This window comes from Haloarcula sp. CGMCC 1.6347 (assembly GCF_037078395.1).
Lineage (GTDB): Archaea > Halobacteriota > Halobacteria > Halobacteriales > Haloarculaceae > Haloarcula > Haloarcula amylolytica.
The window spans coordinates 376733-396474 of sequence record NZ_JAYMGX010000001.1; the positions used below are offsets into that span (position 1 = coordinate 376733).

The 19742-nt window shown below is 65.0% G+C and carries 14 protein-coding genes; 9 read left to right on the forward strand and 5 right to left on the reverse strand.

What is annotated here, in order from left to right; all coding sequences use genetic code 11:
• The first annotated feature begins 62 nt into the window (after positions 1-62).
• Positions 63-3083 carry a PAS domain S-box protein gene (locus VI340_RS02055; RefSeq protein WP_336357669.1) on the forward strand — a complete coding sequence of 1007 codons (3021 nt, stop codon included), beginning with the start codon at positions 63-65 and terminating at the stop codon, positions 3081-3083.
• Between the two features lie 224 nt (positions 3084-3307).
• Positions 3308-3934 (forward strand): hypothetical protein, encoded by a 627-nt coding sequence (locus tag VI340_RS02060; RefSeq protein WP_336329912.1) that lies wholly within the window; start codon positions 3308-3310, stop codon positions 3932-3934.
• Positions 3935-4216: 282 nt separating this feature from the next.
• Here the strand turns inward: VI340_RS02060 and carA are convergent, their stop codons facing one another.
• Positions 4217-5263, reverse strand: a complete 1047-nt coding sequence (gene carA, locus VI340_RS02065; protein WP_336357670.1) for a glutamine-hydrolyzing carbamoyl-phosphate synthase small subunit — start codon at positions 5261-5263, stop codon at positions 4217-4219.
• 102 nt (positions 5264-5365) lie between these two features.
• On the opposite strand from carA, the gene VI340_RS02070 reads away from it, so the two are divergent.
• The 4 genes from VI340_RS02070 (at position 5366) to VI340_RS02085 (ending at position 9497) form a co-directional block, all read left to right on the forward strand.
• Complete coding sequence (locus VI340_RS02070; RefSeq protein ID WP_008310783.1) at positions 5366-5779, forward strand: Lrp/AsnC family transcriptional regulator; 414 nt, start codon at positions 5366-5368, stop codon at positions 5777-5779.
• 331 nt (positions 5780-6110) lie between these two features.
• Positions 6111-6986, forward strand: a complete 876-nt coding sequence (locus VI340_RS02075; RefSeq protein WP_336329910.1) for a mechanosensitive ion channel family protein — start codon at positions 6111-6113, stop codon at positions 6984-6986.
• A gap of 88 nt (positions 6987-7074) precedes the next feature.
• Positions 7075-8175, forward strand: coding sequence for an AI-2E family transporter (locus tag VI340_RS02080; protein ID WP_336329909.1), 1101 nt, complete (start codon positions 7075-7077; stop codon positions 8173-8175).
• A 134-nt stretch (positions 8176-8309) separates the two neighbouring features.
• Positions 8310-9497, forward strand: a complete 1188-nt coding sequence (locus tag VI340_RS02085; RefSeq protein ID WP_336357671.1) for a sensor histidine kinase — start codon at positions 8310-8312, stop codon at positions 9495-9497.
• A 26-nt stretch (positions 9498-9523) separates the two neighbouring features.
• Here the strand turns inward: VI340_RS02085 and VI340_RS02090 are convergent, their stop codons facing one another.
• From VI340_RS02090 to btuC, 3 genes are read right to left on the reverse strand one after another with little or no spacing between them, the layout of a single operon-like run.
• Positions 9524-11992 (reverse strand): DEAD/DEAH box helicase, encoded by a 2469-nt coding sequence (locus VI340_RS02090; protein ID WP_336357672.1) that lies wholly within the window; start codon positions 11990-11992, stop codon positions 9524-9526.
• Between the two features lie 40 nt (positions 11993-12032).
• A complete protein-coding gene (locus VI340_RS02095; protein WP_336357673.1) occupies positions 12033-13304 on the reverse strand; it encodes an ATP-binding cassette domain-containing protein in 1272 nt (423 codons plus the stop codon).
• Entirely contained in the window at positions 13301-14371 is a 1071-nt protein-coding gene (gene btuC, locus VI340_RS02100) for a vitamin B12 ABC transporter permease BtuC (protein WP_336357674.1), read from the reverse strand. Before btuC ends, VI340_RS02095 begins: the two co-directional genes overlap by 4 nt.
• 58 nt (positions 14372-14429) lie before the next feature.
• On the opposite strand from btuC, the gene VI340_RS02105 reads away from it, so the two are divergent.
• From VI340_RS02105 to VI340_RS02115, 3 genes are all read left to right on the forward strand, one after another.
• Entirely contained in the window at positions 14430-15530 is a 1101-nt protein-coding gene (locus VI340_RS02105; RefSeq protein WP_336357675.1) for a PGF-CTERM-anchored ABC transporter substrate-binding protein, read from the forward strand.
• A 4-nt stretch (positions 15531-15534) separates the two neighbouring features.
• Positions 15535-16263, forward strand: coding sequence for a 5-formyltetrahydrofolate cyclo-ligase (locus VI340_RS02110; protein WP_336357676.1), 729 nt, complete (start codon positions 15535-15537; stop codon positions 16261-16263).
• 87 nt (positions 16264-16350) lie between these two features.
• Positions 16351-18333, forward strand: coding sequence for a hybrid sensor histidine kinase/response regulator (locus VI340_RS02115; protein ID WP_008310758.1), 1983 nt, complete (start codon positions 16351-16353; stop codon positions 18331-18333).
• Here the strand turns inward: VI340_RS02115 and VI340_RS02120 are convergent.
• Positions 18321-19730, reverse strand: coding sequence for a dihydrolipoyl dehydrogenase family protein (locus tag VI340_RS02120; protein WP_336357677.1), 1410 nt, complete (start codon positions 19728-19730; stop codon positions 18321-18323). The two genes, VI340_RS02115 and VI340_RS02120, sit on opposite strands and share 13 nt — an antisense overlap.
• Positions 19731-19742: the final 12 nt, after the last annotated feature.

Sequence of the window (19742 nt, forward strand, 5' to 3'; positions counted from 1 at the left end):
TTCCTGTCACTCGAACAGATCGGCACAAATACTTATTCGTTGGACACGCTCATATACTCTCCATGGCCGATGCAGTACGTGTCCTACACGTCGAGGACGACCCCGAGTTCGCGTCGATGACGGCGGCGTTTCTCAGCCGTACCGACGACCGCTTCGACGTGATTTCGGCAACATCGGCGAGCGAGGGGCTCACCCGGCTCAGCGAGGAGCCCATCGACTGCGTCGTCTCGGATTTCGATATGCCCGGCCAAGACGGCATCGAGTTTCTGGAATCCGTCCGGGCCGTCGACGAAGACCTCCCGTTCATTCTCTTTACCGGGAAAGGCTCCGAGGAAGTGGCCAGCGAGGCGATTTCGGCCGGTGTGACGGACTACCTCCAGAAGCAGCAAGGCACTGACCAGTACACGATTCTGGCCAACCGCATTGCCAACGCGGTCGAGCAGTACCGGTCACAGCGGGCACTGGATGCGAGCCGGAAGCGGCTCTCGCTGTTTATCGATAAGTCACCGCTCGGCGTCATCGAATGGGACGAGAGCTTCGAGGTGGTTCAGGTCAACGAGAAAGGCGAGGAGATTCTCCGGCGTGGGGAAGCGGACCTCGTCGGCAAGGAGTTCGAGACGCTCGTTCCGGACTCGGCGCTGGATGCGGTCGAAGAGACGATCACGGCCCTACAGGAAGCCAGCGGTGGCTACTATACCGTGCTCGATATCGAGACCGGCGACGGCGAGCAGATCGTCTGTGAGTGGCACAACCGCACCATCCGAGAAGACGGGGAGACCGTCGCGATCTTCTCACAGTTTCGGGAGATAACGGAGCGCCGGCAGCGACAGCAGCGTATCGAGGCGCTGCACGACACGACCCGGAAGCTGATGCACGCTGAGTCACGCGAGGCTGTCGCCGAACTGGTCGTCGAAACCGCACGCGACCTGCTCGGGCTGCCGCTCAGCGCTGTCTTTCTCGCCGACGAGTCGGCCGACGCTCTCAGACCGACTGCAGTGACCGACCAGGCACAGGCGATCATCGACGAGCACCCGACGTTTCGCGAGGGCGACAGCCTCGTCTGGGAGGTGTTCGAATCCGGCGAACTGCGCGTCTTCGACGATGTCTCCACTAACCCCGGCCGCTACAACCCCGACACCGACATCAGCAGCGAGATTCTGATCCCACTGGGCGACCACGGCGTGCTGATCGCCGCATCGACCGACGCCGATGCATTCGAGGACGCATCGATCTCACTGATGCGGACTCTCGCTGCCAACACCGAAGAGGCGCTTTCCAGACTCGACCGGCAGCAAGAGCTCAGAACGCTCACGGAACGCCACGAACTCGCGCTTGAAGGTGCCGAACTCGGCGTCTGGGACTGGAACGTCAAGACGGACGAGGTCACCTTCGACGAGCGCTGGGCCGATATGCTCGGCTACTCGCTCGACGAACTCGAGCCGTCGGCAGACACCTGGGACGAACTGATCCACCCCGAAGACCGCGAGCGGACCTACGAAGCACTGAACGCCCACTTCGACGGTGAGACGGAGATCTACGAGTGCGACCACCGGCTCAAGACGGATACCGGCGACTACCGATGGATCCGCGACATCGGCAAGGTGTTCGAACGCGACGAGAACGGCGACCCGGTACGTGCGGTGGGGATCCATCAGGACGTGACCGACCACAAAGAACGGAAACAGGCCCTCGAAGACACGAGCCGCAAACTGCAGGTCATTCTCGATACAGCGCCGACGTACATCCTGATGAAAGACACCGACAGTCGCTTTCTCTTCATCAACAGCGCGGCCCGTGAGCTCTACGGGGTCGACGCTGACGAGTCCGTCGTCGGCATGAGCGATTACGATATTCTTCCGGATCACATCGCGGAGCAGACCCACGCCGACGATCAGCGGGCCCTCGAACAGAGAGAGACCGTCGAAGTCGAGACGGTGATTCCTGTCGACGGGACGGAGCGGACACATCTGACGCGGAAGACGCCGATACTCGACGAGGACGGCGAGCCGTACGCCCTCTGTGTCGTTGCGACCGATATCACCGACCAGAAACGGCGCGAGCGGGAGTTGGCCCGCCTCACCGACGAGTACGAGGCGGTGTTCGAGAACACGAACGACGCCATCGCGCTCGTCGACATCGAGGACCCGGCGGACGATCCGACGTTCCGCTACGTCCGGACGAACGAGGCCTACGAACGACAGAGCGGATTCGAAACCGAGTCACTGACCGGTCAGACCCCAATCGAGGCTGCCAGCCCGGACACCGGCCGTCGAATCGCCGACCACTACGAGCGGTGTGTCTCGGCCGGCGAAACCATCACGTTCGAGGAGCGGGACCTCCACCCGACCGGCGTCTGGGAGACACAGGTGACACCGATCTTCGCTGACGGGGAGATCGACCGACTCGTTGCTATCTCCCGGGATATCTCCGACCGCATCGAGTACCGCGAGCAACTGGAGCGGCAGAACGACCGGCTCGAAGAGTTCGCGAGCATCGTCAGCCACGACCTCCGGAACCCGCTCAGCGTCCTCGAAGGTTCGCTCGCCCTCGCCAGAGACACCGGCAACGACGAGCAGTTCGACCGCTGTTTCCGTGCCATCGACCGCATGAAGGAACTCATCGAGGACCTGCTGACTCTGGCCCGTGAGGGGGACACGGTCTCCGAAACGGAGCCGCTCGCCCTCGAATCGACTGCGCTGTCCTGCTGGCATGCCGTCGAGACGTCTGATGCCACTCTCGAAGTCACTGCCGAGAGCACGATCTACGCCGACGAGAGCCGCGTTCGCCAACTCCTCGAGAACCTCATCAACAACGCCGTGACACACGGCGGCCCGGCCGTCACTGTCGAGGTCGGTGATCTCACCGATTCGGGCTTTTACGTCGCCGATGACGGCGGCGGTATCCCGGCTGAACAACACGAAACGGTGTTTGAGAGCGGTTACACCACCACTGACGGTGGCACCGGGTTCGGGCTCGCTATCGTCAAGGAGATCGCGGCGGCACACGACTGGTCGGTATCCGTGACCGAGAGCGAGGCTGGCGGCGCACGGTTCGAGTTCAGCGGCGTCAGACAGGAGTTCTGAGCTGGGGGGTGTGATGACTGCTCGCCGTGAACGCCCTCCCCTCCACCATTACAACTCTGTACTATCGCACCGATATACTGGCTATAGGTAATCAATATTCATATATTGGTGCCTATCTGTCCTGTTCTGGGTCAATAATGGCACGTTCGTAACACTCATTTCCGGGGCTGTGGCACTAGCTGTATGGATCGCGTTGCAATCGCTGTCGCCGCTCCGGGAAGCCGATGATAGAAGACGTCACCGAGCGGGCGGAGACAGTTGCGGAGATGGCTCCCGGTAGCTCGGTAACGACGGCAGTCCTCGCCGGACACGAGAGCCGGTTCTCCGAGTCACCACCACTGAACAACCCTCCGCTGACGTACCTCGACGGCGCGGAAGCCCCGGCGTATCTCCTGACCAACGGGAAGCGCGGCATCGGGCGCGGGACGAAACGCAAGACTGATTCGCCGGTCGGCGACCGTCGGACGGTCATTCTGATTACCGGCCGCCGGACGCTCTGCCTCATCGGGAAAGACGAGGACGACGAAGTCATCGAGGTCCCACACGAGGCGGTTGCCGACGTTACCACCAAGTCCGGATTCCGTGCGCACCGCCTCGCGCTCCGGACCCCACGGAAGATGTATCACTGCTGGGTGCACCGCAAGACCGACAAGACAACCCTCAACGCGGCCGCCGAGTTCATCGAGAACCATCAGCAGGACAGCCCGGACGCCATCGACGGCGACGACACCGCCAACCGGGTCATGTACCGCGGCCGCCCCGTCGCACCGCAAGACACCACAAACGAAGACGAAGGCAGCGACCAGACCACGTACTATCGCGGGCAGCCAATCGACGACGACAGCGACTGAATTACCCGGTTCTCACTCGCTACGCTCGCTCCGAACCGCGCCGCTCACGGTTCGCTATCGCTCACCGTTCGCATAAAACGAGGCCTCTCACTCCGTTCGAGCCCTCGCTCGGAAGCCCGGGGACCCCTCCCTACGGTCGGGCTCTCCCTGCTCACGGCTCCTACCGTCGCCGCTCGCAATTCCGAGGGCCGCTCCTTTCAGTCGCGCCCCTCGCTCTCCTCACGGTTCGTTACCACTCACCGTTCGGGTGTCCGGAGACCCCTCGCTACGCTCGGGCTCTCCCTACTCCCCCGCCATCCCTAGCACATCATCGAAGAAGCCGAGCGAATCGTGCGGGCCGGGGTTGGCCTCGGGGTGGTACTGGCGCGTGATGATGTTCAGGTCGTCGTTTTCCAGCCCTTCCGGCGTGTCGTCGTTGACGTTGACCTGGGTCACGTCGAGTTTGTCGCCGGGGTCGGCGACGGTGTAGCCGTGGTTCTGGGTCGTCATCACGACCTGATTGGAGCGCAGGTCACGAACAGGCTGGTTGACGCCGCGGTGGCCGAACTCCATCTTCTCGGTTTCGCCGCCGAGCGCGTTGGCGACGACCTGCTGGCCGAGACAGATGCCCGCAAGCGGCACGTCGCCGACGTAGGTCTCGACGAGTTCCCCAGCCTGCTCGAAGTTCTCGGGGTCGCCGGGGCCGTTCGAGATGAACAGCAGGTCTGGGGCGACGGCGGCCACGTCGTCCTCGCTGGCGTCGTAGGGGAAGACGTGAACCTCGGCGTCGCGTTCGACGAGCGACTCGGCGATGGAGCCCTTTGCACCGCAGTCAACCAGCGCAACCGTCGCACCGTCGCCGCCCTCGTTGTGGACCTCCACGTCGTCGACGGAGACCTGCGCGCCGATGTCGGTGTGGTCGGACATGTGCTTGCACTCGTGGAGTTGGTCGAGCGCGTCCTGTTCGGTCACGTCCGGGCCGGCGGCGATGCCGCATTTCATCGCCCCTTCGTCGCGGATCTCGGTGACGATGTCGCGCGTGTCGAGGTGGTCCACAGCGGGGACGCCCTCGGACTCCAGCCACTCGGCGACGTCGTCGGTCATCTCGCGAGCGACGGCGGCGCGCGGGTGGACGCGGTCCGACTCGAAGCGCTCCTCTCGGACGCCGTAGTTCCCGATGAGCGGGTAGGAGAACGTCAGCACCTGCTCCTCGTAGGACGGGTCGGTGAGGCTCTCCTCGTACCCGGTGTACGCTGTTGTAAAGACCAGTTCGCCACGGGCGGTGCCCGGAGCGCGAGCGCGCGCCTCGATGACGCGGTCGCCCTCGATTGCCACGTATGCGTTAGCCATTACGAGATGCGTACACTATAGTCGGCCATAAGGGTTGCTTTCGAAGACGAGTTTCGAATTTCGTAATCCTCAAGTCACGGCCGGTGATACTGTCACATCTCGATGGACGACCTCGACAGAGAGATACTCTCGATACTCCGCCGGGACGCCCGAACCCCGTATACTGAGATCGCGGACCGGGTCGGCACGTCGGAAGGGACCGTGCGAAACCGCGTCGAACGACTGGTCGAGGACGGTGTTATCGAACGCTTCACTGTCGCGACGCGGACCGGCAACGTGAAAGCGATGATCGAGGTCAGCGTCGATGTCAACGTCGACACGGCCGAGGTTTCGGACCGCATCGCTGACTGGCAGCAGGTCGATTTCGTGTGGCAAGTCTCCGGCGAGGAGGATATCGTCGTCGTCGTCGACGCCGCCGACACCGACGCAGTCAACGGGCTCATCACGCAGGCGCGTGAGTTGGAGGAAGTTGTGGGGACGAAGACGAGGCTAATTTTGAACGAACGAGTTGGGTAACGCGCGGCACCGCCGCGCGAGCCAACTCGGTGAATCGGAATTCGCCGAGTGAGGTTGATTTTGAACGAGCGCGTCGGGTGAGCAGCGAGGGCTCGAACGGAGTGAGAGGCCTCGTTTTATGTGAACGGTGACGACAGGGACCGTGAGCAGCGAGGGCTCGAACGGAGTGAGAGGCCTCGTTTTATGCGAACGGTGACGACAGGAACCGTGAGCAAGGGCCCCTCCCCTATGGTCAAGGTCCCCGGACTTCCGAACAGCAGGCGGAGCCGTGGTCCCCACCAGCACCGACGTGACACCCTGATTTCATGTCCGTTGGGCTACGACAGACGGTATGCAGTTCCCGGTGGGCCTGGATACCGACATCGTCTCGGCGTACGGACAACTCGCGACAGACGGGGCGCAGTTCCTCGCCGTCGCGGCGCTCCTCTACGCTATCGGCCGGCTAGTCGTCGTGCCAGCAGTCCGATGGCTGCTGTCACGAACCGAGACTAACAAGACAGTCGCCAGTGCGCTGACCAGCGCCGTCCACCTAATCTCGGTCATCCTCGCGGTGGTCATCGGCGCTAGCGTCGCGGGCTTCCGGGGTGCACTCGCGGGGTCGACCCTGCTGGCGGCGGGCATCACGCTTGCGGTGGGGCTGGCGGCACAGGACGTCCTCGGGAACTTCGTCGCCGGCGCGTTCATCGTGACGGACCCGGACCTGAACGTCGGCGACACTATCGCCTGGAACGGGATGCAGGGCACAGTGGTCGACATCGACCTGCGGGTAACCCGGATTCGGACGTTGGACAACGAGCGCATCATCGTCCCGAACACGGCGCTGGCGACGAGTGCGGTGACGAACCAGACCTCGACTGGGCCTATCGGAATTTCCTATCAGTTCGGTATCGGCTACGACGACGACATCGAAACCGCGCAGGCCATCATCGAGAACGCCGCCCGCGACCTCGACCACGTCTCGGAGAAGCCGGCTCCGACAGCTAGAGTCAGCGACCTCGCGTCGACGGCGGTCATCCTGACAGGCCGGATCTGGATCCCCAACGAACGGCGGAACCGACTCGCGTCAGTCAGGGCTGCGTTCATCCAGCAGGTACAGACCGACTGCCGCGCCGAGGGCATCGATCTCAGCGACACGAGCCAGCACGAACTCTCCGGCGACATCGGCGTCCACGACAGCGTCGGGCCGGCGCACGAGCGAACCGAGTAGCCACCGCTCGGGACCGTGTCCGGCCCCGCGTTGTCTGCGAGGTTCCCAGCGCCCGTATATTTATAACTGTTCATAATCTGGTACGTATATGGACGAGAAGCGCTTCGTCGTTGCCCTCTTCGGCCTCGCTGTCGCGGTGGTGGTCGGCGTACTCGCATATCAGTTCATCGCGGCGCTGACCGTCTCCGTGTTCCTCTATTATTCGACGCGACGGTACTACAGTTCCCTGCGCAGGCTCCGCCTTCCAGCGCGGGTGCGTGCGGTCATCGTCATGGCATCGCTGGCGATTCCGCTCCTATTGCTCGTCAGCTATGCGGCCGTCCTCCTCATTGTCGAAGCCCGGCAGTTCGTCACCCAGTACGCGCTCGTCGACGTGGCCGCGACGCACGTCAGTTGGCTTGACGGCGCGGAGTCCGTGCCGGACCTCACCGTCGAGGGGCTGTACAGCGCCTACCAGTCGGGACAGCTCTCGCCGTTCGTCGACTTCCTCAGCGAGAACGCGATGGTGCTTACCTCGGTCGCCTCCCAGTTCGTGCTCAATCTGTTCATCACGACCATCGTCACGTACTACCTTCTGGTGGACGGGCGGCGCATTCGTGAGTGGTTGCTCCGGTTCGACGACGGTGCTATCATCCGCGAGTACCTCGAAGCTGTCGACGAGGAACTGGAAGCGGTACTGTTCGGCAATCTCCTGAACGTGTTGGCGATTTCGCTCATCGCCATCGCCGCGTTCACCGGCTATAACGTCGTAGCGCCGGCGGCTGTCGAGGTCCCGTATCCGACGCTCGCCGGCGCGCTGACCGGTATCGCGAGCTTGATTCCCGTCGTTGGGATGAAAATAATCTACCTCCCGTTGACCGGTTTCACCGCGCTCCCGGTGGTGCTCGACGGGCAGTCTTCGCTGCTCGCGTACGTGCTCGGATTCCTCCTCGTCGCGGTGGTCGTCGTCGACACGATTCCGGACCTGCTGCTTCGGCCACTTCTCAGCGGCGAGAGCACGCACGTCGGACTCCTGATGCTCGCGTACACGCTTGGTCCCGTCGTGCTGGGGTTCTACGGGCTCTTTTTCGCCCCGATACTGCTCGTCGTCGGCATGACGTTCGCGAACACAGCACTCCCTCGTCTGCTCGGCGCGAGCGAACCGGACGGTATCCACCCCGATCAGTTACGACTAGAAGACTTCAGCTAGCCGCTGTGACCGGGGCCGGAAATCGAACGCAAATGGGCGGTTTGCGAGGGACAGGTCTCGACGGCCGCGCCGGGGTGTGTCTCTGTCACACACGAGACGAACATTTATATTCAGGTCAATTTAACTAGGTGAAAATGGGGATGGACTCCGATTTCCCCTCCTGTCAGGTGGCTCCGGACGACCAGATCGGGGAGTTGTACGTGGCGACGCGACGGCTGATGACTGCCGAGGACCAGTCCGAAGTCGCGACTACCGCTGTCGAGACTGCGACAGCGATTCTCGACTTCCCGTTCAGTGTCTTCTGGGAGGCAACTGATAGCGGGCTCAAAGCAGAGGCGATCTCTGACCCGCTTCGAGAGCACGTCGAGGTTCCGGATGATCCGGGACAGGTACTGCGACACGAGCGCGGGAGTTGGCTGTGGGACCACTACGAGAGTGACGAGACGCAGCGGGTCCTCGTTGATGAAGAGAAAGCGGCGTCCGACGCGCCACTCCACGGCGGTATTACTGTCCCACTCGGCGAGTACGGGCTCTTGACAGCCGGGACGGATGAGCGATCCGAACCGACCGAGCGGGAGACGCAGTTGGCCGACATCCTCGGGAAGAACGTGCTCTCGACACTCGAACGGATCGAGCGCGAGCAGGAGCTGAAACGGCAGCGCGACAACCTCGACCTGCTGAACCAGATCGTCCGCCACGACCTCACGAACCACTTACAGACCATCAGCGGCCGGGCGGAACTGCTCCGGGACCAGTGCAGCGGCGACGCTTTGGAACACGTCGACGGGATTCGGGAAAGTAGCCAGGCAGCCGCGGAACTGCTTGAGACGGCTGGGGATCTCGCGACGGTAATGCGACAGACGGACTGGGAGACCGAGCCGGTGGCGCTTGGACCAGTACTGTCCTCGGTGACCGAGGATATCACAGCGACGTACAGCGACGCACAGGTCACCGTCCCGGACGAGTACTCGTCGATGCGGATACAAGCCGACGAACTCCTGTCCTCCGTGTTTCGGAACGTCCTGACCAACGCCGTCCAGCACAACGACTCGGCAACACCGTCGGTTGTCGTCGACGTGATCGACGACGGTGACGTGGTCCACGTCACTGTCGCCGACGACGGACCGGGAATCCCGGACGAGCAGAAACAGGCGGTGTTCGAGCGCGGGGAGAAACGCCCGGACAGTGACGGTACCGGGGTCGGCCTCTACCTCGTCCGAACGCTGGTCGACGCGTACGGCGGCGACGTGTGGGTTGAGGACAACGAGCCGACGGGGACGGTAGTCGGGGTTACGCTGTTGACGGCAACGGACGGCTCCTGAGGCGGTTTTTCCACCGGGCGGTCACGCTACTGCGCTACCAGCCCGTCCAGTAGATGTATCGCGCCGTGTTTGTCGAGCGGGTCGTTCGCGTTCCCGCAGTGGGGCGACTGCACGCAGGCCGGACAGCCGTCGGCGCAGTCACACGAAGTCAGCATCGACAGCGTGGTGTCCATCAGCGGCCCGATGTCGTGGTAGCCGGCTCGTGTCAGGCCGATGCCGCCGGGGTAGCCGTCGTAGATGAAGATGGTCGGCTCGCCGGTGTGGGGATGACGCGGCGTCGATAGCCCGCCGATGTCGCCGCGGTCACAGAGGTACTCGAAGGGGAACATCGAAATCATGGCGTGCTCGGCGGCGTGGATGGCTCCCGGGAAGTCGCCAGGCTCGCCGCCGCCGTCGGGCGCTGCATTGCCGGGCTGACCGCCGCTACTGCCTCCACCATCGTTTCCGCTCTCGCTCTCGCCACCGGAGTCGCTTTCGGCTCCGTACGCTCCCTGCCGTATCTCGCTCTCCAGGTCCGACGGCACCGTATGGTACAGCGCCTTCGTCTCCAGTGTGGTCTCGGGCAGGTCGAGCGAACGCTGGCCGAGTACCTCCCCGGAGGAGCCGTCGCGGCGCTCGTAGCCGGTGATCTGCTTGCGCATCGTCACGGACGCGAACCGGACCGGCACGTCCTCGCGGGTCGGCAGTCGCCGCTCCGCCAGGTCCGCCTCGACGGTGATGGTCTTGTCGTGCAGGACGCGGGTGAAGTAGTCGGCCCACGTCCGGTCGAGTTCGGCGACGCCCGCATCGAGGTCGAGGTCAGTCACCTCGTAGCGCCGGCCCTGGTGGTGATAGATCGCGCCGGGATAAGCGTCCCGCAGCGCGTCTTCGACGGAGAGCTTCGCTATCACGTCGCCGTTCGCCACGAGTTTCACTTCGCCGTCGTCGACGGTCCGCAGGTTCATCTCGTGGTGTGGGCTGCCGGTGCCGAGCCAGCGCATCCCCTGGTCGGTCTGGCGTCGGTCGAGCTTTCCGGCTGATTCGAGGTCAGCGACCACGTCGGGGAACGTCTCGCCGAAGTAGCGGTCGTCGGTCGGCGAGAGCCAGTTCTCGCAGGCGGCCGCATGGACGTGATCCGGAAGCAGTTGCTCGTTTTCGGGGTTGGTCACGGCCTGCTCGGCCCCCGTCTCGAACAGCGCGTCAGGGTTGCGCAGGACGTACTGATCCAGTTGGTCCTCGCCGCCGACCAGCGCGACCAGCGCGGGGTCGGTGCCGCGACCGGCCCGTCCGGCCTGCTGGAAGGCCCGCATCCGCGTTCCCGGGTAGCCGTCCAGCAACACGGCGTCTAAGCCGCCCACGTCGACGCCCAGTTCGAGCGCGCTGGTCGACCAGACGCCCCGCAGGTCTCCCGATTGGAGGCCCTGCTCCAGTTCGCGTCGGCGGTCGTCGGTCAGCGCGGCCTGGTACGCGCCGACGCTGTCGGCAAGGGCGTGCTCGCCGCGGCTCCGGAGTTCATCCGCGCTGTCGCTGGCGTACCGCTCGGCGGTCTGGCGCGACCCGGCGAAGACGACCGTCTGGAGGCCCCGCTCGACGAGGTCCACGAACAGCTGTTTCGTCTCGACGTGATTCGACTTCCGGCGGCCGCTCCCCCAGCCGTCGCCCTCGTACTCCGGCGGGTTCCACAGCAGCCAGTGGCGCGGCCCGCTGGCGCTGGCGTCCTCGTCGACCAGCGCGAACGACTGCTCGGGCTGGCCGGTGACGGCCGCCGCGTGTTCGACCGGATTGCCGATGGTCGCCGAGCAGCAGACCCACTCCGGGCCGCCCGCTGTTGCGCTGTCGCCTCTGCTGCCGTTGCTTTCGCTGCTATCGCCGCCGGCGTCGAACCGCTCGGCGACCCGCTGGAGGCGACGCATCACCAGCGAGACGTGGCTGCCGAACACGCCGCGGTAGCCGTGCACCTCGTCGATGACGACGGTTTCGAGGCGCTGGAAGAACCAGTCCCACAGCCGGTGGGCATGGGGGAGGATGCCGTAGTGGAGCATGTCCGGCGTCGTCAGCAACACGGTGGGCTGGCGCTCCCGGATGGCCTCCTTCTCGGATTTCGACTGCCGACCGGTGTACTGGGCGACGGAGACCCCGGAGGCGAAGCCGAGCCCCTGGGCCAGTTCCGATAGCGTCTCGGTCTGGTCGTTGATGAGCGCGACCTGTGGCGCGATATACAGCGTCGTGGCCCGTCGGTCCAGCGCCCGCTCGAACGCCGGCACGGTGTAGGCGAGGCTCTTGCCGCTGGCCGTCTCGGTCGCGAGGACGACGTTGTCACCGGACCGGACCGCTTCGATTGCATCCACCTGATGGGCGTAGAGGTCCGTGATGCCCTGGTCGTCGAGAACGCTGGCGAGGCGGTCAGTCACCTCACAGTCCGCGGTTTTCGCGTCCTGACCGGGTATCGTCCGCTGGTCGACGATCTGTCCCTCGTAGTACGGACGGTCCCGGAGCCACGCGATCGTGTCGTCCACGGGCGGGGTACGTGGACGAGAAGTATCGGTGTTGCTGTTTTCAGTCAGTCGTGGACTGCGCGGGCGACCGTGTCACATCGCGTTCCCCCGCGGGTGGGAGAGACGCGACTGCCGCCGGGAGCGTAGCTATCGGTACGGTGTCGTGAGCGTTGCTGGTGTATGCGCTCTCATCCGTCTCGACGGCGAGACAGGCACCGCCAGTCTCGACAACCCGGCTGTTGCCGTCACCGGTTTCGCCCGCTATCACGACGGCATCGGCGGCAGCGGCGAGGTCGGCGGCGCGCTCGCGGGCTGCGTCGTCGATGCCGGCGAAGGCCGGGACTGTGACCGCCTCGCAGCCGAGGTCCGCGGCCCGCTCGGCAGCTGTGTCACCGGCGGGGACGACGCCGATGCTGACCCGACAGCCGGCTCCAACGAGTTTCGAGACGGCGGCGGCCGCCGGCCTGCCGGTTCCGACGACGTGGACGCGACGGGCGACCGATTCCCGGTCGGCCAGCGGGGTCACGAGCGGCGCGTCGGTGCCGGGCTGGGTCGTCACCAGCGTCTCCGCGTCGAAGGCGTCACGGAGCGTGTCGCTCGTGAGCACGTCAGCAGGACGGCCCGCGGCGCGGACCCCGCCACCGGCGAGCAACACCAGTTCGTCGCAGTACCGTGCGGCCAGGTTGAGGTCGTGAATCGCGGCGACGGCCGTCTTCCCGTCGTCGACGAGCGCTCGGACAAGTTCGAGCGTGCGGACGGCGTGGTTGATGTCGAGGCTCGCCGTCGGCTCGTCGAGCAGGAGGACCGGCGTTTCCTGTGCAAGCGCCCGGGCGAGGAGGACCCGCTGGCGCTCGCCGCCCGAGAGCGAGGTGAACGGCCGGTCGGCGAACTGGGTGACGCTCGCGCGCTCCATCGCCGTCTCGACGGCGCGCCGGTCGGCCTCGTCCATACGGTCGAACCGGCCGAGATGCGGTGTCCGGCCCATCTCCACGGTCTGTCTGACGCTGAAGTCGAACGACAGCGCAGTGCCCTGTGGCGTGCTCGCAACGAGGCGGCTCACCGCTTTCGCGGACTTCCTGTGGATGGGTTCGCCGTCGACGCGAACCGTTCCGATGTCCGGGTCGAGCGTCCCCTTGATTGTCCGCAGGACGGTCGTCTTGCCCGCGCCGTTGGGGCCGACGAGGCCGACGAGCGAGCCCCGGTCGACGCTGAAATCGACACCCGAGACGACCGACTGACCGCCGAAGGACACCGCGAGGTCGGACATGTCGAGCATCGGTCCAGTGCGGTCCTGTCCCGGGTTCGTGTCGTCGGCTGCGGGCTGCTCGCTCATAGCTCGTGTACCTCCCGCTTCCGGAGCAAATACAGGAAGAACGGCGCGCCGAGGACGGCGGTGACGATGCCGACCGGGACCTCGGCGCTGCCCGAGCGTGCCAGCGTGTCCGTCGCCACGAGGAACGACGCGCCGGCGAGCGCCGCTGTCGGGAGGAGTATCCGGTGGTCCGGCCCGACGAGCAGCCGCATCACATGAGGGACGATGAGGCCGACGAAGCCGACGATGCCGGCGACGGCGACACCCGCCGCCGTGATGACTGCCGACAGCGCGAGCAGGACCCGCTTGGTCCGTTCGACCTCGATACCGAGGCTCTGAGCGTCCTCCTCGCCGAGCAGCATGACGTTCAGATCGCGTGCGTAGGCGAGCAACACGACGAACGGGATGGCGACGAGCACGACGCTGCTGGTCACTTCGGGCCACGACGCGCCCTTGAGATGGCCCATCAGCCAGTACAGCGCCCGGCGGATGCTCTCGCCGCTGTGGAGCAACAGGAAGGAGACGACCGCGCCGAGAAACGTCTGTATCGCCACGCCGGCCAGCAACAGCGTCGCGACCGGCGTGCGGCCGTTTCGCGTCGCGATGAGATAGACGCCGAAGGCCGCGACCAGCGCACCCACGAAGGCCGCGCCGCGGAGGCCGAGTCCGAACGGGATCACGACCGGCGCGACGATGAAGCCGACCGCGCCGACCGCCGCGCCGGAGGAGACGCCGATAATAGAGGGGTCGGCCATCGGGTTCCGGAAGATCCCCTGCATGATCGTCCCCGCGGCGGCGAGCGAGAAGCCGACAACCGCGCCCAGCAGTATCCGTGGGAGCCGGACCTGCATCACGATCTGTGTCTGGAGGTCGCTCACGGCGTAGGAAAACACATGGGCCGTGGTCACGTCGACGGCGGGGCCGGAGACCGAGATACCCGTCGGGACGACGACGGCGTTGAGCAGCACTTTCCCGACGACTCCGGGCGGAATCCACACCGGACCGATGCCGGCGCTCGTCGTCACCACGGCACAGAGGACGGCGACGAGCCCCGCCGACCACCCGACAGTCCGACCCGCGAAACGCATGTATGAAAGCCCAGTTGCAGTAGATAAGTATTTATTGCTCCTGACACCCGCATAGGGCATGCGACGACTTTCTCTCGTATGCGTCTTTGTCCTGCTCGTCGGCTCGTTCGCGGGTGTCGCTCCGGCCGCAGCAACAGCCGATACGCAGGCGGACGACTGCTCGTTTCCCGTAACGATGACTGACGCGACCGGGACCGAGGTCACTATCGAGGAGCGCCCGGAGCGAGTCACGACGACCAACCCATCGGCGGCACAGACGATGTGGGAGATCGGCGGCCGCTCTCAGGTCGTCGGGCTCACCCAGTACGCGAGCTATCTCGACGGTGCTGAGAGCCGAACGAACGTCTCAGCGAGCTTCGGCGTCAACGTCGAGCGTGTCGTCGGCACGAACCCGGACCTGGTGATCGCGCCGAACGCCAGCGCCGGTGACGTGGCACCGCTCCGGCAGGCCGGGCTCACAGTGTATCACCTCCCCGCTGCGACAACTATTGAGGATATTCGAGCGAAGACGGCGACTATCGGTCGGCTGACCGGTAACTGCGAAGGCGCGAGCGAAGCGAACGCCTGGATGGACGCGAACGTCGACGCCGTTCGGCAGGTCACCGCGGACGCCGAAGACCGACCGACGGCGCTGTACCCACTTGGCGGGGGGTACGTGGCGGCGAACAATACCTTCGTCACGTCGCTCATCGAACTCGCGGGCGCGGAGAACGTCGCGGCCCGCAACCACACCCAGTACCCACAGCTCAACGACGAGGTCATCCTCAAGCTCGACCCGGATGTTCTCTTCATCACCGAGAACACGGCGACCATCGCGCAGACGGAACCATACGCCAGCACGACCGCTGGCGAGACCAACACGACGGTCACCGTACAGGTGCGGAACATCAATCAGCCCGCCCCGCGGAGCGTGGTCTCGTTCGCGCACAACGCCACCGCACAGCTCTATCCGGACCGCTACGACGCCGACAGCTACGTTCCCCGATCGGCGGTGACGCCGGCCGAGACCAAAACGAGCGAGCCCACGCCCGCGGACCACACGCCGAGTACTGACCAGTCCACGACCGACGCCAGCGGTCCCGGGTTCACCGCCGTCGGGGCGCTTGTCGCACTGCTGGCGCTGGTCTGCACACAGCAGTTCCGCCGCCGGAGGCCGTAGCGCCATGGACAAGCAAACTATCCGCGAAACGGTCTGGGACGCGCTGGAAGAGCAGGGTATCGCCCGGTTCCCGTTCCCGCCCCACGACCGGATTCCGAACTTCGAGGGCGCAAGCGAGGCCGCACAGCGCCTGACCGAGACGGCGGTCTGGGACGCCGCCGAGACGGTGAAGGCGAACCCGGACTCGCCACAGCTCCCGGTCCGACGGGCGGCGCTGCGGGCCGGCAAGACGGTGTATATGGCCGTGCCACGGCTCCGGGACGAGCGGTGCTTCTACGAACTCGACCCAGCGGAACTGGACGATATCGAAGCGGCACCGGCGGTTTCGAACGTCGCGGACCACGCGCGACAGGTCGGCCCCGAGGCGGTCGGGAGCGTCGACCTCGTGGTGTCGGGGTCGGTCGCGGTCACCGAGGACGGCGCGCGTATCGGAAAGGGCGAGGGGTACAGCGACCTCGAATACGCCGTCCTCCGGGAACTGGGGCTGGTCGACGAGACAACGCCGGTCGTGACGACGGTTCACGAACTCCAGATTGTCGGCGGCCCCGAGGGCGTCGTCGACACCGCCGTGCCCGTCGACGACCACGACGTGCCGATGGACTGGATCGTGACGCCGGAGCGAACTGTCGAAACGGCGACCACGCACACGACACCAGCGGGCGTCGATTGGGACGCGCTTACCCCGGCGCGCATCGACGAGATTCCAGTGCTTTCGACCCGCCGGCCCGACTGAGATTGTGGCCGCTATAGCTGGGTTAGAACCCTGGTAATGGAAGCTTACCGGCGGTACAACTTTAGCCCCACACGCCTTGGAACGCATATGGATACGCCCGTGGCTACGCCGAACCGTCACGGGGCCGATGGGACCGCCGGTCGAGTGCGTGTCCTCTACGTCGACGAGGACTGCGACGACATCACGGCGGTCAAGGAGGCGCTGACTGGTAGCACTGACGAGTTCACGGTGACAGTGTGTGAGACGGCGGATGACGCGATCAGAACTATCGAGAACGCGTCGTACGACTGTGTTGTCAGCGAGTACCAACTGCCGGACCGAGACGGAATCGAACTGTTACGGGCCGTCCGGGAGCGGTCCTTCGACCTCCCGTTTCTGCTCTTCACTGACAAGGGGGACGAGAGCGTGGCCAGCAACGCTATCTCTGCCGGCGTCACGGACTACGTGACGAAAACGCCGCTTTCGGAGCAGACGGAACTGCTCCGACAGCGAATCACCGCTGCTGTCGCCCGCTATCAGGAGGAAGCGGACATTCTCGACCGGATGACCGACGCGTTCTTCGCGGTGGACGAGAACTGGGAGTTCACGTACGCCAACGAACGCGGCCGACGCGTTATCGGCCGTGTGATGGGGGCAGAAATTAGCACTGCGGACCTACTGGGGCGCAACATCTGGAAAGTGCTTCCGTCCTTGGAAGGAACAGAGTTCAGCAAGCAGTACCGGCAGGCGATGACCCAGCAGGAACCAACATCCTTCGAGGCGTACTTCGAGCCGCTACAGACGTGGTTCGAAGTGTCTGTGTACCCGTCGCCGGCCGGGATTTCGGTGTATTTCCGTGACATCACTGAGCGTCATAAGCACGAGAAGGAGATCAGGGGTAGAGAGCGGACGCTCAGAGAGATTTACCGGGTCATCTCCCGGAAGGACCTCGATTTCGAGGACAAGGTCGAGCGCCTGCTCGAAATCGGACAGACCGTCCTCGGAACCGAAACGGCCGCGCTCTCACGCATCGATGGCGACATGTACGTCTTCGAAATCGTGCGCGACCGGACGGGGGCCATCGAGGCGGGCGATGCAGTCCCGCTGGACGCGACGAACTGCGAGCGGGCCGTCGTCGAGGAGAAGACGCTGGTGCTCGCTGATATCGCCGAGGACCGGCCAGAACTAACTGAGAGAGCGGGCTACGCCGAAATGGGCGTCTCCTGTTACCTCGGCACGCCCGTTGTCGTCGACGGCTCCGTATACGGTACGTTCTGCTTCTACGGCACCGAGCCACGCGACTCGTTCTCGGAGTGGGAAGTCACGCTCGTCGAGTTGATGGGGAACTGGGTCAGTTACGAACAGGAGCGCGAACGCCGCGAGCAGGAACTCACCCGCGAGCGAAACCGCCTGGAGGAGTTCGCCAGCGTCGTCAGCCACGACCTCCGGAACCCGCTCAACGTCGCGTTCGGCCGGCTCACGCTCGTCGACGAGGCGTACGACGGGGACCCGGAGCACGTCGAGGCGCTCCGGCGGTCGCTCGAACGGATGGACGAACTCATCGACGACGTGCTCGCGCTCGCCCGCGGCGGCCACAAGGTCATCGACGCGACCGAAGCGTCGCTAGACGATATCATTACGGCCGCCTGGGACACCGTCGAGAGTTCGGACGCGACGCTCGAACGCGTCGACACGGACGCGCGAATCACGGGCGACCAGACACGCCTCCAGCAACTGTTCGAGAACCTCTTCCGAAACAGTGTGGAACATGGTTCCACAAGCAGTCGGACGGAGTCCGACGACAGCGTGGAACACGGGGGCAGTCCGACGGGGGCCGACGACACCGTGACCGTCCGCGTCGGGACGCTCTCGGACGGGCGGGGGTTCTACGTCGCGGACGACGGCCCCGGTATTCCCGAGGACGAGCGCGACGAGGTGTTCGAACGCGGCTACACTACGAGCGAGGACGGGACCGGGTTCGGACTGGCCATCGTCTCCGAAATCGTCGACGCACACGGTGCTCGGATCACCGTCTCGGAAAGCGAAGACGGCGGCACGCGCTTCGACGTGACCGGTATTCAGGTCGAGTGAAGTTGGTCGACGCAGTCCCGGATGAGGCCGTCGACGTTTTCGGGGAGCGTCGGGTGGTAGGCCCGATCCGGAAGGTCGCGCACGTCGAGTCCCAGCTCGACGATGATCTGGAACTTCTTTGCGAAGCTGTCCGCGTGGTAGTGCATCCCCTGCCAGCCGAGTACTGTCCCGTCGTCGGCGTCGACGACGAGCTTCGCCAGCCCCTCGGGCACGTCCTTCGATTTGAACACGCCGTCGTCGCTGGCCTGTCGCGTCGCCGTGACGACGTCGTAGCCAGCCGCTTTCGCCGTCTCCTCGTTGTGGCCGACGCGGGCGTATGGGTACACGCCCAGCCCGGAGAAGATGACGTGGTGGTGGACGTTCCGGTACTCTTCGAGGCTTCCACCGGCCTCCTGCCGGACGATGTTCTCGGCCGCGGTGAAGCCCTGCTCCTTGGCGACGTGGAGAATCGGCTCCTTGCCGTTGACGTCGCCGACGGCGTAGATGTGGTCGGCGTCGCGGGTCTGCATCGTGTCTTTCGCCCAGTCGCCTTCGACCGAAACGGGCGTGTTCTCAAGCCCCAGTCCCTCGATGGTTGGTCGGCGGCCGGTAAAGAGGAACAGCTGATCGGCCTCGAACGTCTCCTCGCCCCCGTCGTCGTACTCGACGGTGAGGCGGACGCCGCCGTCGTCTGTCTCCTCCAGTTCCTTCTCGTAGCAGTTCGTCGGGATCGTCACGTCCCAGTTGTCCTCGTAGATGGAAAGCGCCTCGTCGCCGAACTCCGGGTCGCCCTCGTCGATTGGCCGGTCGTCGTGCTCGATGACGGTGAGGTCCATGCCACCGGCCTCCGCCAGATACGGGACCATCTCCATCCCGATGTATCCGAAGCCCATCACGATACCGGAGTCGGGGAACTCCGTGGCGTCGAGTACCTGGTCGCTGGTCATGAAGTCGACCTCGTCGATGCCGGGTGTGTTCGGAACGTTCACGCTGGAGCCGGTCGCGATGACGACGTAGTCGGCTTCGTGCTCCTCGCCGCCGGCCCGAACCGTGTGCTCGTCGACGAACGTGGCGCTGTCGTGGATGAATGTCACGTCGTCGCGCTCGGCCATCTCGTGGATGGAGTCCCGCCGGTGACCGGCCCAGCCGAGTACGTGGTCGTCCTTGCGCTCGACGACGGCCTCTAGATCAACCTCCGGCACGTCGCCGACGAGACGCTCGTCGTGGCGCGCCTGGAAGCGATGGGCTCCCGCGGAGAGCACTTCTTTGGACGGCATACAGCCACGAAGGATACAGAGGCCGCCGCCGGGCTCGCCGTTGTCGATGAGTGTGAGCTCGATGTCCTCCTCCTCGACGAGGTCGCCGGCGACTGCGGCCCCGGCACTGCCATACGCGCCGATGATAACGACGTGAGTCATACCAGTGCTAGG